This window comes from Lysinibacillus zambalensis, assembly GCF_040183165.1.
Classification (GTDB): domain Bacteria; phylum Bacillota; class Bacilli; order Bacillales_A; family Planococcaceae; genus Lysinibacillus; species Lysinibacillus zambalensis.
The window spans coordinates 1-18106 of record NZ_JBEGDG010000042.1; the positions used below are offsets into that span (position 1 = coordinate 1).

Here is an 18106-nt window from a genome sequence, read left to right on the forward strand (position 1 = left end):
AAATAAAAACACTTATCTTTATATTTAATAATCAAAAATAAATATTTATATTTCACTTAATTTTTTTGTGTTTTTTTTTTTTTTTTAAAAAAAACCCCCGATTCCGTGACATCCGCCGGAGGCTTTACCTTCTTTCAGCCACTATAAAGGGGGGAACTTCTGTACCTATCGCTACACTTCGGTAAGAAATTCTTTGCTGAAAGAAGGTAAGTTAACCTTTTGCGAATGTGTACAAAATAAAGCTCATCGCTATAGCGAGTGGTTGATTTCCGTTCCGACTGGGCGCTATCCTGGGGGCGTCCGATGAGCCGCTTTTGGTGTTGCTGTCGCTTCGCCTTCACTCTAATCAACCTATATATCGCATTCGTTTAAGCAAATACCATCCTACTCCTGGTGATGAGCCAAAAATAATGTTTCTCAAAATTTTGACACTCTGCGTTTAGTTCTATTCTTTATTGAAGTATCATCCACCCAAATCTAAAAATGGAGTAGAATGATTCTGTGACCTTTCTCTAATACATCCATACATATAGATAGATTAATTCTAGCCACAATCTAATTAATTTTATCAAACTCATTGGACTATCGCTAGCGCATCTTTTATAATAATAAAGAAGATAGAAAGGGGTAAGAAATTTTGTTAAACATACTTATCACAATCGGTGTTATTTTAGTAGTCGTAATTGCATATATCGGCATCAATGCCCTACGATTAAAAAAAGCCGTAACAAACCTAACACAAGAACAATTTATTGAAGGCTATCGTAAAGCGCAGCTTATCGACGTACGTGAGCAAAAAGAATTTGATGCAGGTCACATTCTTGGTGCACGTAATGTTCCTTCAACAACTCTACGTCAACGTCACAAAGAAATCCGCCCAGATTTACCAGTATATTTATACTGTCAAAATACAGGCCGTAGCGCACGTGCTGCTCTATTTCTTAAAAAACGTGGCTACAACCAAATTTACCAGCTTCAAGGCGGCTTCCGTACTTGGACAGGTAAAATAAAGTCTAAAAAATAATTTCAAAAAATCGTTAAGGCATAAGTGACTACTAGAAATAAATATACTCGCGAAATCTAAGGTGATTTATTTATATATACCTATCTCACTTTGTTTTAAACAGGAAGAAACCATCTCAAATGACTATGAGATGGTTTACTTTTTGCAAAAAATTCTGAGTTTCTACTATATTATATTTATTGTTTAACGTCTGACAACTTTTTGAACAGAAACAAGTAGAGTATGAGGCAATATACTGCTTACATCACATTCAACTTCCTTTACCAAAATTCTAACTGCTTCCCTCACTCGTCCCTCGCCTTTTTAACCCTTTATACCAAACATTTAATATTATCCATATTTTAACGTATGTCTAAAAATACTATGTTTCGTATAATTTTTACCTAGACGAACTCCAATCTTCTTTTTTTCTGCAAAAGACTGAAATTTCCCCTTGAATAATTATCGTAGCACTGATAGGATGTATAATATCTTAAAATAATGTCACCATGACATACAATACAAGCTATGAATGCTATGGATAAAACTATAGCAGGAGCAGTTCTGGAGAGAGCGCATTTTGCGTCGCCGAAGGGTTCACTATCTCAGGCAAAAGGACAGAGGAGTAATATTAACTTTCATCATGAAAGCTATACCACACGAATGTTTTCTTTTTTACATACAACATTCGCGATTGGTATTTGTTATTCTGTCGTTTACGAGACTAGTGTCACTACTAGTCTCTTTTTTATTTCCAGTCATAGTTTTTACGTATCTTTGAGGGGGAGCAACGTGGAACAACAACATCAATTAAAACGCGAATTAAAAAATCGCCATGTGCAGCTCATTGCGATTGGCGGAACAATCGGTACTGGTTTATTTTTAGGCTCCGGAAAAGCCATTGCTTTAGCAGGACCTTCCATCATCTTCGCCTATCTAATAGTCGGAACCGCCTTATTTTTCGTCATGCGGGCTTTAGGTGAACTGTTATTATCGAATGCTGGCTATACATCCTTTACTGATTTTGCATCCGAATACATAGGACCTTGGGCAGGTTACATTACCGGCTGGACATACTGGTTCTGCTGGATTATGACCGCTATGGCAGATATTATCGCTGTCGGCGTTTATGTACAATATTGGTTTGATATACCACAATGGGTGCCTGCAATTGGCTGTTTAGTCCTGTTGCTAATGTTGAATCTATTAACTGTAAAACTATTTGGCGAACTAGAATTTTGGTTTGCACTAATAAAAGTCATTACTATTGTGGTACTGATTGCGATCGGACTATTCATGTTATTTACAGGCTTTCAAACAAGCTCTGGCACAGTTTCTGTTGAAAATCTTTGGGCATACGGCGGGTTATTCCCGAATGGCCTACATGGGTTCTTAATGGCATTCCAAATGGTAGTTTTCGCTTTTGTTGGTGTCGAGCTAGTGGGGGTTTCTGCTGCTGAAACGGCTGATCCTAAAAAAAATATACCTTCTGCCATTAACAAAATTCCATTACGCATTTTATTATTCTACGTAGGGGCGTTATTTGTTATTTTATGCATTAATCCTTGGCATGAAATGTCTGCCTCTAGTAGTCCATTTGTACAAGTATTTACACTAGCCGGTATTCCAATTGCTGCAGGGATTATTAATTTTGTCGTTCTAACATCTGCTGCTTCGGCTGGAAATAGTGGTTTATTTTCTACAAGCCGCATGCTCTTTAATCTTGGAAACAACAAGCAAGCTTCGCCATCGTTTGCAAAGCTCAATAAAAACAGTGTACCAAGCAACGCACTTATTGTGTCGGCAATTGTAGTATCTGTTGGTGCATTACTAAGTAAATTAATGCCTGAAAACGCCTTTAGTGTTGTGACAACGATTAGTGCCATTTGCTTTATCTGGGTATGGAGTATTATATTAATCTCTCATATCATCTATAAACGTAAAAATCGTGCACTTCATGAAGCATCAATTTTCAAGGCACCTTTCACTCCGTTCGTGAACTATTTAGTACTTGCCTTCTTTGCATTTTTATTAGTAGTGATGTTCATTTCAGAAGCAACTCGTACCGCATTACTATTGACACCAATTTGGTTTATATTGCTGCTGATTCTTTATAAGAAAAAAAGAAAGTAATACGCTAAATTATATTGTCCTGGATAGTGACACTTAAAGCAAAGTGAAGCTATTCAGGGCTTTTTTATTGCAAATTAACGGTATACTCTTGGCGGAGCGGATGTTTAGAAATCCGCTGAAGGAAGTAAAAAAAGATGACTCCATATTAGAAGTCATCTTTCTTTATTTGATTAAAAAATATTCATATTCCATTCGGTAGCGATATGCTTAAGTAAATTCACGCCAGCTACGCTGTTCCCAATGTCATCAATTGCTGGTCCATATATGCCAATACCGCACCCAGCAGGGAAAGGTGAATCTAAGCCTGCATGACTTGGCACAGCCGCCAAAATCGCTCCGGAAACACCACTTTTAGCGGGTAACCCAATAAATGCAGCAAATTTACCAGAAGCATTATACATACCACAAGTAACCATCAATGCTTTTGCTAATTTTGCTACTTGCTTAGGAAAAAGTTGTGTTTTTGTTAGAGGATGATAGCCATCATTGGCGATTACTAAACCAATCATCGCTAAATCTGAAACATTTACTTCAATCGCACATTGTTTTAAATAAACTTCCAATGCTTCCTCTACAGGACAGTCTAAAAAGCCAGAATCCATTAAATAATAGGCTAATGATCGATTTCGATTTGCCGTTTGCCACTCAGATTGATAAACCTCCTCATTCACCTTTAATTTCTTGCCAATCATTTGCTCTAAAAAACAAAGGATTTTTGAAACCTTCTCTTGTGGAGAGTTTCCGTCAAGCATAGAGGATACTGTAATGGCTCCGGCATTAATCATTGGATTAAAAGGTTTTCCAGGCTGATGGCTTTCTAGACGAATGATTGAATTGAAGGTGTCACCTGTGGGTTCAACATCAACTCGTTCTAAAACATAAGGTAATCCTCGTTCCATACACGCTAAAATAAATGTAACGACCTTTGAAACACTTTGCAGCGTAAATAGTTCAGTTGTCTCTCCGGCTTTCATTTCGTCATTATTAGTACCGATAATCGATATCGCTAATTGGTTTGAATCTTTTTCAGCTAAAACAGGAATATAACTTGCGCATTGCCCCTCTTTAGCAAAAGGGCGAAACTGTTCCACCCATTCTGCCGCAAGTTGATTATTTTTATGATTGTTATGTTCTGTCGGCATTTTGTAATCTCCTTTCAAAAAAACGGCATTTTACGCCATAACTACTCAATAAGTACACTTAACTAAGTAAAACTTAATAATAGGCAAAAACAGAGCCTCCATAGTTTACCCTATGAAGACTCTTTTTGGTATACTTTTATCAATTATGCCTCGACATAATTGCGTCCGGCTTGCGAATGGATACCCTCTGAAAAGCAGCTTAAATCCGCATTCATCTCATCACCTATAGAGGTGGGAGACTTCTGAAGCTGACACTTTGCTTTCATTTGCTGAAAGAAGTTAAAATTTTGGAGGCATTGTACCTTCTGGAATTAGTGACACATAAGTCTCCCCGTCTAGACGTTCTTTCCATTCTTTTTTAGCTTCTTCAATAAGTGATGGATTATCAATTAGATCGACAGCAGTGCAAGCCATTATTTTTGCTGCCTGTAACATCCCCTTATGTGCTATTGGCATAACACCCTGTGATACAACCTGCCAAGTATGAAGTGGTGTACCTAGTGCCATACATACAGTTGTACATTGAACAGTTGGGACATTCCAGCTTACATCTCCAACGTCCGTTGATCCACCTAATATAAATTCAGGTAGGACACTTGGGATGTGGTCAGCAATAACTTTACCTTGTAACTGCACAGCATCATCTTTTTTTAGACCTACTAATGCTGATGCCTGAATTTCAGGCGTAAATGTATTAAAAATAGCTTGGGCATGCTGTTCATCTTCTCTTGTATAAGTAGGCATTCCTAGATCAATTATTTGTTTTTGCATCGCATCATAAAGTGTTTTATTTGGAATAAGATTGGACGCTGCTCCCTCAAAGGCGATTTCTAACGATGTTTCAGTCATCAATGTTGCACCTTTAGCAATATTTTCAACACGTTGATAAATCTCTTGTACTTGATGCTTTTTAGGTGCTCTGATTAAGTATGTCACCTCTGCATACGGTTGAACGACATTTGGAGATGATCCTCCTGTGTTTGTAACCGCATAATGCACACGCGCTTCTGGAATGATATGTTCACGTAAATAGTTTACCCCAACATTCATAAGTTCAACTGCATCTAATGCACTCCGTCCCAAATGGGGCGCTGCTGCTGCATGTGCACTTTTTCCCGTAAACTTAAACGTAACTGCATAGTTTGCTAGGGAGCTGCAAGTCATTACAGTTGTAAAAGTACCAGGATGCCAAGATATAGCAATATCGACATCATCAAAAATACCAGCCTTCGCCATATAAGCTTTCCCTGAACCATTCTCCTCCGCTGGACAACCGTAGAAACGAATTGTCGCTGATTGATTATTTTGCTCTAAATAATCTTTAACCGCAACAGCCGCGGAGAACGCTCCTGTACCTAATAAGTTATGCCCACAACCATGGCCACTTCCTCCGTCCTCTAATGGTTCGAAATTAGTAGCCCCTCCTTTTTGACTCAATCCAGGCAGTGCATCATATTCACCGAGAAAGGCAATAACCGGCTTTCCAGATCCATACGTTCCTACTAGTGCTGTATCAAGTCCTGCAATGCCAAGTTCTGTTGCAAAGCCCTCTTCTTCTAAAGCTGCCTTCATATATTGAACAGATTTCTTTTCTTGAAAGTGAAGTTCAGGTACTGCCCAAATAGCATCACTTAATTGAATACTAGCATCCCTTTTTGACTCGATTAATGAAGAAATTTTTTCATGTACACTCATCTTTTTATACCCCCTATTATGAATTCAAAAGACTTCCTTTTTGATCATTTAACGTTAGAAGCGAAATAATACAAATAACTGCAAATCCAATTAACATCCAAAATGCTGCATCGAACGAACCGTTAAAAGCATCTACCATAAAGCCGATTGCCATTGGCGTTACAAATCCAGCTAATTGCCCGCCTGTATTAGCAACTCCCATTGCGGAACCTGTAATAGAAGAAGGTAATTTCTTTAACACAATGGCAGGTAGTAATGTAATAACAAATGCAATAAATAAAGTAACGACTGTTTGATAAGCAATAAACATCGTTACCGACTCTGCTGTAAACATGAAGTACAATAAAATACCAATTACTCCACATGAAATTGACCCTAAGATTTTATCCATTCCTCGTGGTAACTTATCAATGAGATAACCACTACCATAAATACCGATAATAGTAGTGATAGCTGGAATTGTTTGCGCCCAACCAATCGACATTAAATCGAGTCCACGATTTTTTTGAAGGTATGTTGGAATCCAAGAAACTAATCCCCAGTTCACCGCATAAATACAGAAATAAGCAATCATTAAATTCCACATAAGCGGTGTCTTAAAAAGTTCCTTAAAGTTTACTTTCGTAGAAGTATTTTCTTTACCATGACTACTTTCCACTACTTCCTCTTGTGGAAGTTTGATATATTTCCAATATAAAAATGCAATAATGGCTCCGATTGCACCAATTACAACAAACATCGTACGCCAGCCAATTGTTCCTAATAAATAAGCTGCGAGTAAAGGGACGATTAATGAAACAATACCTCCAGAGGAAAGCATAATTGACATTGCTCGTCCTCGTTCTTCCCTCGGAAAAATCGTTGCAATAATTTTAGAGCTCGCTGGTTGGAACCCACCTTCCCCAATACCAAATAAAAATCGAATGATAATCATCGCAACTAAAGACCAAGCTATTGCCGTTAAACCTGTGAATATCGACCACATGATTACTGAAAAAAGTAAGATTTTTTTAGCGCCAAATTTATCAGCCAACCAACCGCCAGGTATTTGCATAATTGCATAGCCTAAAAAGAAAGCGCTTAAAATAATTCCAGTAGAAGAAGCATCTAAATTTAAATCACCCGTAATCGATACTACTGCATAGTTCATGATGTAACGATCTAGATTCCCTAATGACCAACCTAAAAATAAAAGTGCAAGGATTAAATTTCTGGATTTTTTGGTTACTGCATTCGTTGTCATTACTATCCCTCCCATGTTTAAACTGATTTGCTGCAATTGATAGTATTAAAGGAAAAAGACATTCAGTTACTCGAATATTGCGACAACTAAAACTCTTATTCTTCCATATCGATATCTTTTGCAACTTTTCTATACTATTTTTCATCTCTCCCTATTTATTAAAATCGGCTTGTGTATATAGCGACACTTTCGTTATATATTCGTATAATAATCGACTTTTTATGAATTGACAATATTATTTTGAAAATTTCTAATAGATAATCGCATAAAAAATGGTGTCAAAGATACGTCATAGAAACTTGGAAACCGTTGATTTATCTACACTTTTAAACATTTATCGAAAACAAATAATAACTAAAAAAATTCTGTATTTTTCTATTTGCGAAAATTTCCGCCAAACAAAAAATGCCCTAATAACCATTCATTGGTTTAGGACATTTTATATTTCATATGCTTGACCTACATCACAAGCTGGTATATTTTTATTGGTCTACCACGTGTATGCTGTAATTCTTCTCCACAAATTTCCGCTAAACCTACACTACATAAATCAGCCACGATGCGCTGTGCATTTCTTTCACTCATTTGAAGCTGTGCGGCTAAATCCTTTGTCGTAAAATGCTTCCAACTCATTTTTTGAACTAGCGCTTGTATTCTTGTATAGTTTTTAATGCTAACATTGCTTTTTTTTAATTTTTCAAGGATAGTAGGATCCTCAGCTCGATAGGAATATGTTAGCTCCTCGCTATTTCCGACAGATTCAATCATTGTACCATCATCTTGAATCATGACAATATCAATCGATTCATGTTCTTTCGTTTGACGTAAAGCCCTATGCGCATTTAATTCGGCATTAAATACCGTTTGTGCAAAGCCTATTCCTGCTGTAACCTTTGCCTCCATTTCAATGGACAGCTGGTACATCTTTTCCTTGATGAATTGAATCTGCCCTTCGATCGCTCCCCTCGTACTAAAAATAGTATATCTCCCATTCCCTTCCTCTATTAAGGAGCCATCAATCTGTTCGCATAATTGCAGTAAGTTTTCCTTCATGCGCAATTCTAAATATTGAATTCGATATCCTTGTTTCATTCTTTCCTTCAATGAATCAAATTCTTTTATTTCGAGCATAACAGCACCAATTTGCGTTTCTTTATAATACGAAGTTTTAATTTTTTCGGTAAATAGCTGAACGGTATGGTAAATTTCTGTTTTTGTAGGCGACACCCAATAAGAGGGAACCCCTCTCTTTTTCAGCTCTTCATCGACAGATGGGTAACATGTGATCGCAAAATCGATTTTCCCCTTCAGCCATAGGTCATAATGGAAATCAAATAATTCTTTCGGATCAATGGCCACATCAAATTCCTTTACATACATGTTCCTTACATTCTTCTCGATCTCCACCAACCCTTCTGATGCCATTTGTGCAGGTGATGAGATAATATCAATACTGACATTCTCAATAACCTTCCCCATTTTATAGGACTGCTCAAAAAAGCCTTTGTAAATGGCCGCCTCAGAAAAGATGATATGTGCCAGCTTATCCTGTGAGACACTTGTCAGGCTAGCAATTTTAAAAGGTATGTATCCCGAAAATAGCCAAAAATCAACATCTTGATTGTAGGTTTCCACAAGATGTTTCGTTTCTGTAGCAATCGAATAAATATATGGAATAAATTCCATATCCTCTTCGATTTCATGTGCTAATTCGATAATTTTTTCTACGGATTTTATTGGGCCAACAACACCTATTTTATACATCTTTAGTTCCTACCTTCTATGTCAAACTACTTTTGTTATGACAAAAAATTCTCAATTATTATGCAGATTAACTATAAATAGTATATCTAAAAATTGATATTCTACACAAATAAAAAAGATACATTTAACCAGTACCTTTTTCTACCGAAGAACAATTATATCTATGAAATTAATGGTTATTTTTGTATAATGTATAGTTTTTGCGCAAAACGAGAGGTTGGTTTCCGTTCCGACCGGGCGCTTTCCTGGGGGCGTCCGATGAAACGCTTCGCTGCGCTGCAAGGTCTCATCTGTGACGCTTATCCCCAAGGAGTCGCCCGGTCTCCACTACAATCAACCTCTCCACATAGCATGTAATTCTTACATATCACTCTAATTTATTTGTTTAGTATTGTATCTAAATAAAAGCTAAGCGTCGAAGAAAGCAACTCGACGTCCGCTCATATTAAAGCGAGTAACCTAAGACAGAGATCCCTCTCATTTAAATTGCAGATTTCCTTGACCATTTTGTTTTCTACAACATGAAAACCCCGAATAATATCGTTATTCGGGGTTTAGGCTTAAACAGTTTTATAAATCATTTGCATACATTTTCTTATATAAAATTTCTAATTTTTTTGAGAGCTTACCATAGGCAGTTTGCCAAGTTTTACGAGCCGCTTCATTTTCTTCTGTAGAAGGCACATAAAGAGCATGTACATCAGCTACCTTTTTCAAATCACTCTCGGCCTGAGTTAGCTTAGAATAATTTTTTACGACGCTCTTTTCAGAAGAACTAAGACCATCATATGCTGTTCGGATTTCTTTTACTTTCGTTTCCAAGTCATCAATATATTCACCATTTACAATCAGTGAATTAATGGATTCAACTAATTTCAAAGCACTTTCATTAGACTGTTGTTGACCTTGATCTTTATCAATAATGGATTGTCGTATTTCTGGACTAATTAAACTCATTTGTTTTGAAGTTAGCTTATTAAAAGCTTTAATAACAGTTGTCGGGTTACTAGTAAATGATTTTTCATACGTCTTCATAAATGATTCTACTTTTTTCACATCGGAAACCGCTGTTGTTAAGATCGACGCATTCGTAATACGTTTTTTATCACTAGAGCTTAGGTTTTTATATTGAGTTGAAAGCTCATTAATCTTTTCTATTGATACTGTATACGAATCATTTGAGACCATTTTTGCAATTTCATTATTTAATAATGTGACATCTGGTGCGTCTTCTAGACGATTATTGAGCAAATCTTCATATTGCTGTTTGGCTAAATGCTGTTGGTTTGCTGGTAGCTTAGCATATGCAGTTTGTACGGTTTGAATTTTTTTCGCTTGTTTCGTTGCATCGGTTTCTTGTCGTGCAGTTTGTACTTTTTTATGGAATGACTTAACACCAGAAAGGTCTTTACTCGCAGCTGTTAATAAATAATAGTTTGTAACATACTTTCGTCCACCTGAAGATAGGTTTTTATATTTTGTTGTTGCTGCATTTACAGCACTTTCGAATTGTGTAAATGTATATTTCGTTACATTTGCAAGCTTCTCAACTTCGGCTTTTAAAGCCAATGCAGCCGCTTTATCAGCAGGTTCCTTACCATTTAAATTAACTGTAATAGTCGGTGTATTTAATAAAAAATCGTTTGCGTTATAAACAAGTGACTGTTGTAAACTAGTTAACTTATTATAAGCTTTCAATACATTTGTATAGTTCGTTTTTAACTTACTCTCAGCTACCCCTGGCGTTTCTGAAAGCTTTTGATAAGCGTCCATGTCCTTAATAATTTTTTCAGCTGCTTTAAAATCCTTTTGTAAAGTTAGTAAGCTATTATATCCGACAATTTTAGCCGCTGAATTTTTCGTTAAACCCTTATATTCATTAATAATACGGTTTACATTATTGACATGTCCTTGCCAAGAATCTTTTGATGGATCTATCGGGTAACTGTCATCCACATCGCCGACATAACTATCAATCTCTCTATTTAAGCTGTCTATTTGACTGTTTTCTGCGTTTTCAGCTTTAAGTAATGTATTCATATATTTTTCTGGTACAAGCTTAAGTTGTTTATAAGTTAACTTTTCAAAAGCCGTACGTATAGATTTTGCTGTAGTCACCTGTTTGCTAGGTGAATCTTTTTCTGACAACTTATCGAAAAGTTTAATAAATTGTTCAACCTTTTTAATATCCGACTTAGCATCACTTAAAATCGATTGATTTTGAACTGTTGCTCGGTAATTTTGAGATAATTTTGCTATATCCTTTTCAATTGTTTCTATTGCTGATTGTAAAGATTCTATGCCAGTAGGTACATACGTAACAAAAGAACTTTTATAGTCTAATAATGCTACAATTGCCTGATTTAGTCTTCTAACTTCTTTAAATTCATCGATATCTGTCGGATCTTTCAAAATGTTTTTAATGCTATTGTATAAGGCATCATTTAAATCTAAGCTACGTTGTAATAAATCAAACTTATCATAGGCCTCTTCAATTTCTTTTAAATATTTTGACAGATCTTTTTCATTAATTTCATTAACCTTATCTACTTTCTCATTTAACTTGCTTATTAAATCTACATCTGCAGTCGCTCTCTTTAATACATCATAATTTTTCACATTCGCCTTTGCTGCAGCAGATAGTCCCTGATATTTACTTTCTAATTCCGTTACTTTTGCCTTAAAAGATTCTAAACTTGTTACATTATATTTGTTGTCATTTATTAATAAAGTTTTAATTTCTTCAATCATTGAATCGGATGGTTCATTAGATATTGTTATCACATCAGACTCAACAGATTCTACCAAAGAAGTTCCTACCTTTGCCTGTACTTTGACCATTATATCTGTAATGCCATCTGTTAAAGCATTATTAGGAATTTTGTATGTGTCCTTAGTAGCTCCATCAATTATTGTGAAGGATTCACCAACTTTATAAAACCATTGATAGCTGTATGTAATTTGATTGCTTTGTAACTTTGCCCCAGCTTCATCGGTTACAATTGCTCCTCCTACTTGTACCGATTCACCAGGTACTGCATAATTTGAACTACTATCAATTCTTGGCTTAGTTATTGAAAGTTTTAGTTCATTAATCAAAAGGGCTTCACTCTTATACTTATCGTCTTTTGTTGTAGTCGCTTCCACGAAAACTGCTTTGCCTGCCGCTTCTACTGGTACTGTAAATGACGCTGTTGTGGCACCTGAGATTGGTTTATTCGTTGAATCCTTAGAACCATCTACATAGTACCATTGATAACCTTTTACAATTGAGTTTGCTGGTAAGTTTTCGATAGATGCTTTTAACGTTTCATTTACTGTATTCTTCCCTGTGACTGTAACTGTATCAGCTCCTACAGCCCCTGCAACTGTTGGTACAAATAGAGCTGCCGGAATAGCGGCTGCTGTGAAAAGTAATTTTTTATTCAAATTTCCATACCTCCTCTATCATCTATTGGATTATATCGGCTACATTCTTAATAATTTTCTTTATTTTAAAGATTAATTCTAAAAAGTGTACTTCCTCCCTATTCCAAAACAGAAAATAATACTATTTTGATTTTAAATTGATTTTCACACTATTTATCTCACCCTCTATATTTTTATACAAAACGACATTCACTTGAATTCATGAGCTAAAAACGACTAAACAAAAGACGTCATCAAATATTACTGAGAATTAAGTGAATAATGACTGCTTTATCATCTTGCAAAGAGGGGATTTCCACAAACTATAACGACATATAAAAAACGGGGTATTTGTTAATGGAAATGTTGTACCTCAAAGCAAAAACCTCCTAATCTTTTCGTACTGTGAATTCTACACAATACGAAAAGATTAGGAGGTATGAAAAAAGTTCATCTCTTTCTTTCTATTCATCGATTATCCTCTACTATGAGCTGGCCTTCTATTATAAGTATCGTAGTCATAGGAATGGGGTTGATTCCCTTCAATTACTTTAATTCGAATGGACATTCCTTCTCCTACATCAGTATTGATAGAAAACTGACCATTAAATGCTTGTACTCTATCTTGCATTCCCCTGATGCCCATTGAATCAGCAAGAATAATCTCATCTATTTTACATCCTACACCATCATCAGAATAATTGATTTCAAAACCATCTTCTGTTTCTAATAGATGAATTTCTACAGTATTGGCATGAGAATGTTTTAATGCATTGTTTAATAATTCCTGGAAAAGTCGATAAATCATTAAGTTTAAACGCTCATCCTCTAAATATAGACGATCAATTGTGTAAATTAAAACAAAATCAGCACGCTTATGAACTTTTTGTATAAGCTTCTCAAGCGCAGCATTTAAGCCTAATGTATCTAATAATGGCGGCTTCAGATTTTCACAGTAACCTCTTAAATCATTTAAAGATGTAATCATATGTTCATGAATCTTAGCAAGTCCCGATTGAATATCCGCCTTTTTCTTCGCGTGGATAAATACATCCATCTCCCTAGCAATATGGAGTTGCTCTTGTAAAACCGTATCATGAAGCTCTTGTGCTAATTGATATTTTTCTTGTTCAAATCGTAGCCAAAGTAGCTTATTGAGCCACGGTAACTGACTTTTATCAGCCTCTTTCATATGTTTTAACTGCTCTAATAGATCTTCCACCATTTTCGTATTTTCAATAAAATTATTCACATATAAAAGCAATAATTCAAGCCATAATAATTCCTCATCCTTTAGATGAATAGATTTATAGTGGTCTACGACTAGTATTCTTTTATAATTCATATCTTGGTGGATAAAAGCAATATAAAAATGCTCTGTCTTCTTTATTTCTCCCAAGCGGAGTTGCTCAAACTCTATTTCGTTCATTTGATTTTGAGTATATTCTTTGGATGTGCTTGTGGAAGTAATTTGATGTGTTTGCAAATCGTAGGTTAATATGTAAACATGTTTAATCTCAAGGTGTAACGCAATTTCTCGAACAAATTTCTCAAGCAAGTCTTCAATCTTTACGACCCTTCCAATACTATCAACTGTCGTATACAATCGATGGATATAATCCCCTTTTGTTGAAAAAAGAATTTTTCGCTTATGATAATCTATTTTCTCTTTAATGTAGAAAAGTGCTATTAAAGAAAAGAACGTAAAAAAAGAAATTTTGGTCATTCCTGAAATAGATAAATCAGTTAGCCAATAAAGACCCATTAACAACCAAATTGTAAAAACAAATGAAAAATTAAAATAATAACGCAAACGGGTAATAAAGTACTCCATATCAAATATACGTTCAGTAAGCTGTGTACATATAAAGCTGTATGGTATGAGTATCAAGAATAAGGAAGCTATATCTGCCGAGAGTATTTGTTTATTGAAAAATATTTTTGGCAACGCATATAGGAACAGAAATGGTAGAAACGGGATGATGATACTACTCAATAAGATTTTTAATTGTGGTGTTTTAAATTTATAGTAACTTATTCCTAATATACATAGAATGAAAATTAGCAAAGTGAAAAATATACATAAAGTTAAACTAGAGAATATAGGATTGGTAAAAGGATATAATACACTAAAAATACTTAAAAAAGCAGCAATCAAAGGAAGTATATAAAATATTTTAATATTGTTAATAAATATCCATTTTAAATTCAAAAACAAAAAGTATTTTTTTAGAAAGTGAATTAATAGGACTAGGCAAAATAGCATACTACTTCGGTTTACAATAGTACCGATATTATCCAACCTACCTGACACTCCTATACTTACATAGGCCAATGAGACAGTTAGTATAAAAAATATAAGTAAATTCACTAAAGGATTATCCTGTTGTTTAAAATACAAATATAGAGAAATGATAAGCGTTAAAAAATAGTAACAAGTTGGTGCTATTAGAACAAAATAAAATTGTTGGGGAATATCTAGTGGCTTTATGTGTACATTAATTAAGTTACCATTGGGTTTCTTTATCGTTAAATCATTGGCTGCTCGTAATACGAAATCATACTTGATATTAGAAATATTATTAATCTCTGTTCCATCTACATTTATTATAATATCTCCGGGTTCTATTTGTTGTTTAGTAGCCCAATCTTTGTAATATGAATCTACCACTAACCATTCCCCATTTTCTTTCTTAACTTCAATATTTATAAAAGATTTGCTATAAGTAACATAAAGTAAATAAAAACCAATTATTAAATAAATACTTATTACAAGCAAAAACCACTTACTTTTAATATTACTCAGTACCAAAGCCGTAGATCTACACGCAGCTCTCCATCAAAAGATTCAAGAATTGCCTTTTGTTCAATTTCTGTCACACCAAGTAGAGAAGCTTTTTTTTCTTTTAACAAAGTTATCAACGACGGATTTTGCTCTAAATATTGAATTACGTTAATCATAAAATCTCCTCATTTCATTAGTTTTTTTATAGTTACACTTTCTGGAATATCCATCATCCTGAGCCTAATACTTTTACCAATTAATTACCAAGGAATTAATTACCAAGGAATTAATAACCATAAATGTAACTACTCCTCCATTATACTATCGTTTCACTTTTAATCAACAATATTTTCTACAATTCGCTAAATAAAAGATAGATTATGTATCATTTTCACAAAAAGTACTAATTTTCTAAATATTTTGCTTTAACACTATTTTAACCTTCCATAACTTGATATCATTTCAAAAATAAAAGAGCTTAATTAATTCCAATTAAAACTATTGTTTTGGATTCGTTAAAATGATAGGATACGATAAATAGTTTTAATTTTCAGATATTTAAAAAGAATATTCTACGAAGAGGAAATTCAGAAAAAATATGCAGTTTTTTATTTCTATTATCATTCTTTATCGTAGTTCCAACTCAATATATGGCTGAAGAAATTGCACTTACTGTTGAAGGTTCAGAAGTCATTATTGCAGAAGAAAAGGATCCATCTATAGATGTAAACACATTACAAGATTCTGTAACTACTTTATTTGCTCCTGAATCGGCTGATGATCAAAACCAACCCCGTGGTCTGAGCTTTGCTAGAGGTATCATTTCATGTATGGTGATGGGTTCATGTCCATGGACTATTGAAGTTGGTGGAGATGTAATTACATATAGTAATGTAATTGTGTTTCTAGAAAAACATTATGGGCTATTTCAAGATTGGAAAGATTATTCTACTTTTTCATTTAAACATAGTGTAAATATCCCAACCAAAACAATCAGAAATGAAGCAAGCTTTAGATTAGCATCCGGAAGTTATAGAGTAAAGCTCGGCGGAAGCATTATAACTGCTAAAAATGGTAAATATGATGCATTAGCCAATGGTCCGTTTTATTTTACAGTCAAATAATAATGAAGATTTTGGAAATTATTATTTCTCAAATAACTTATTGAACTAGTTATAAAATCATACGAAAAAGGTGAAGAAACTTGACAGGTAGCAGCTACTTCAAAAGAACAGGTATAATAATAAATTATACACATGTTGATTTAGATAAAAATCAAGTTACAGCCACTATTTGTCACGAAGAAGATATAAAACTAACTGTAACTATAAACACCGACACTGGTGATGTGCAAAAAGTGGGTAGCATGGATGAAATATTACAGATTTCTCCTAGTGAAGATGAAGATTTTTACATTGAGGTAATCAGAGAATGGGCAGAAATATTTATTAGTAAAAAAATAATTGATCCCCAAGCATATTTTAGTGGTAACTATTCCGACTAGATCTAAACACAAATTGAAGGAGAAGATTTTTAGAGTTTTTAAATAGCATAGAGCTTGGAACAATAATCCTGATTAAAGTTATCTTATGAATTTATTTGTCAGTCCAATATTAAGATAAATTTATTAAATCAAACATTATTACCAAGCTCATATCTCTTAACTTGTAATAAAATAAGATTGACTTCGAGATACGTTATTGTACTTCATCAAACTTTCCTTTCTCTTCGACACTTATCATAAATGACTATCCTATTTCTTCTTATTTAATTTCACTCAATCCAATAATAATTAAGAGCTCTCCAAAAATCTTTCCTCTTCTATCTTCTTATTTTATTAATTGATAAATCCCTCTTCCCATCTAACTCTTCGTTTCACAATTTACAATCCTTTTATTTCCTTATAAAATCCTGATAATTATCATTTAAAGTTTCATTAACTTAGTTTTTTCAACTAATAGACACTAGTTGAAAGTACAAAATAATAATGAAAAAGGATGATTATATGAAGCAAAAGCTTTCACCCATATCTGCCAAAGAGCGGATTGAAACACTCGATGTATTAAGGGGGTTCGCATTATTAGGAATCATATTAGCCAATATTGTTTGGTTCCTTTACCCTGCCTATATGCAGGAAGATTTAAGTTTTAAAAATGAATGGACTTCTTTTTGGAATGTCGCCGATTATACTGTTAAAACTATACTTACTATGTTTGTCGAGGGAAAATTTGTCATGCTTACAAATGCTAAGATCTACATGTACAAACGCACTCACTTAAAGATGTACACTTTTGGTTCACTTTCTCGCATACTAATCATGAGGTGATTAGTGTGTACATAACGCTAGATGTTCAAACGAATTTTGAGATTAACAGTCTTTCAGACTTACCAAAATTCAAACAGCTAATGGAGAATTTAAAGATGAAAATTAATAAGAGTCAGTTGGCAAGAAAAATGGATGTAGATCGACGTACTGTTGATAAATACTTAAATGGATTTATACCAAAAGGAACAAAAGAAAAGACATCTATTATAGATGATTATTATGAAGTGATTGCAGCTTTACTATCAGAAGATTCGAAGCAAGTCTTTTATTACCGTCGTGTACTTTGGCAATATTTGAAGGATAGTCATGGCTTAGAGTGTGGTAGTTCTACATTCCGTCGCTATATTGCAAAAACGCCTGAGTTCGCAGCTTATTTTACAGATCAAGTACGTATCCCTTCACCAAAAGGAACGACAAGATTTGAAACTCCACCTGGTCAACAGGCTCAATTTGACTGGAAAGAAAGTATTCCGTTTGAAACAAGTGATGGTGAAAAAGTAGAAGTAAACGTAGGTGTACTTGTACTTGGCTATTCACGATTCCGTGTCTTTACGCTAACATTGCGCAAAACACAAGATATTTTATTTTCATTTTTAACAGAAGCTTT

The 18106-nt window shown here is 34.4% G+C and carries 12 protein-coding genes, 1 pseudogene and 1 riboswitch; of the genes and pseudogenes, 6 read left to right on the top strand and 7 right to left on the bottom strand.

Translation table 11 applies throughout. The features are described 5' to 3' along the window. Positions 1-637: 637 nt before the first annotated feature. Both ABNX05_RS25590 and ABNX05_RS25595 read left to right on the top strand, forming a co-directional pair. The gene (locus tag ABNX05_RS25590; RefSeq protein ID WP_079562970.1) at positions 638-1024 is read left to right on the top strand and encodes a rhodanese-like domain-containing protein; all 387 of its coding nucleotides are present in this window, start codon (positions 638-640) and stop codon (positions 1022-1024) included. Between the two features lie 533 nt (positions 1025-1557). Further along, positions 1558-1634, top strand: a riboswitch (glycine riboswitch). Positions 1635-1795: 161 nt separating this feature from the next. Further along, positions 1796-3136 carry an amino acid permease gene (locus ABNX05_RS25595; protein ID WP_349662263.1) on the top strand — a complete coding sequence of 447 codons (1341 nt, stop codon included), beginning with the start codon at positions 1796-1798 and terminating at the stop codon, positions 3134-3136. 170 nt (positions 3137-3306) lie between these two features. Here ABNX05_RS25595 and ABNX05_RS25600 read toward each other — a convergent pair whose 3' ends face one another. The 7 genes from ABNX05_RS25600 to comX all read right to left on the bottom strand — a co-directional run bounded on the left by ABNX05_RS25600 (position 3307) and on the right by comX (position 15349). Further along, positions 3307-4278, bottom strand: a complete 972-nt coding sequence (locus ABNX05_RS25600) for a glutaminase (protein ID WP_349662264.1) — start codon at positions 4276-4278, stop codon at positions 3307-3309. Positions 4279-4557: 279 nt separating this feature from the next. Then, a complete protein-coding gene (locus tag ABNX05_RS25605; RefSeq protein WP_349662265.1) occupies positions 4558-5973 on the bottom strand; it encodes a M20 family metallopeptidase in 1416 nt (471 codons plus the stop codon). Positions 5974-5989: 16 nt separating this feature from the next. Next, on the bottom strand, positions 5990-7216 hold the full coding sequence (locus ABNX05_RS25610; RefSeq protein ID WP_349662266.1) for an MFS transporter: 1227 nt from the start codon (positions 7214-7216) through the stop codon (positions 5990-5992). Between the two features lie 459 nt (positions 7217-7675). Beyond that, entirely contained in the window at positions 7676-8980 is a 1305-nt protein-coding gene (locus ABNX05_RS25615; RefSeq protein WP_349662267.1) for a hypothetical protein, read from the bottom strand. A gap of 570 nt (positions 8981-9550) precedes the next feature. Continuing rightward, complete coding sequence (locus ABNX05_RS25620; RefSeq protein ID WP_349662268.1) at positions 9551-12409, bottom strand: hypothetical protein; 2859 nt, start codon at positions 12407-12409, stop codon at positions 9551-9553. Positions 12410-12863: 454 nt separating this feature from the next. After that, positions 12864-15200, bottom strand: coding sequence for an ATP-binding protein (locus ABNX05_RS25625; protein ID WP_349662269.1), 2337 nt, complete (start codon positions 15198-15200; stop codon positions 12864-12866). Continuing rightward, a complete protein-coding gene (comX, locus tag ABNX05_RS25630) occupies positions 15191-15349 on the bottom strand; it encodes a competence pheromone ComX (protein ID WP_349662270.1) in 159 nt (52 codons plus the stop codon). Before comX ends, ABNX05_RS25625 begins: the two co-directional genes overlap by 10 nt. A 474-nt stretch (positions 15350-15823) precedes the next feature. On the opposite strand from comX, the gene ABNX05_RS25635 reads away from it, so the two are divergent. The 4 genes and pseudogenes from ABNX05_RS25635 to ABNX05_RS25650 all read left to right on the top strand — a co-directional run. Next, on the top strand, positions 15824-16297 hold the full coding sequence (locus tag ABNX05_RS25635) for a hypothetical protein (protein ID WP_349662271.1): 474 nt from the start codon (positions 15824-15826) through the stop codon (positions 16295-16297). Between the two features lie 80 nt (positions 16298-16377). After that, complete coding sequence (locus tag ABNX05_RS25640; RefSeq protein WP_349662272.1) at positions 16378-16677, top strand: hypothetical protein; 300 nt, start codon at positions 16378-16380, stop codon at positions 16675-16677. Positions 16678-17178: 501 nt separating this feature from the next. Next, complete coding sequence (locus ABNX05_RS25645; protein WP_349662273.1) at positions 17179-17499, top strand: hypothetical protein; 321 nt, start codon at positions 17179-17181, stop codon at positions 17497-17499. Positions 17500-17504: 5 nt separating this feature from the next. Then, positions 17505-18106: pseudogene (locus ABNX05_RS25650) on the top strand (IS21 family transposase); the annotation flags it as partial.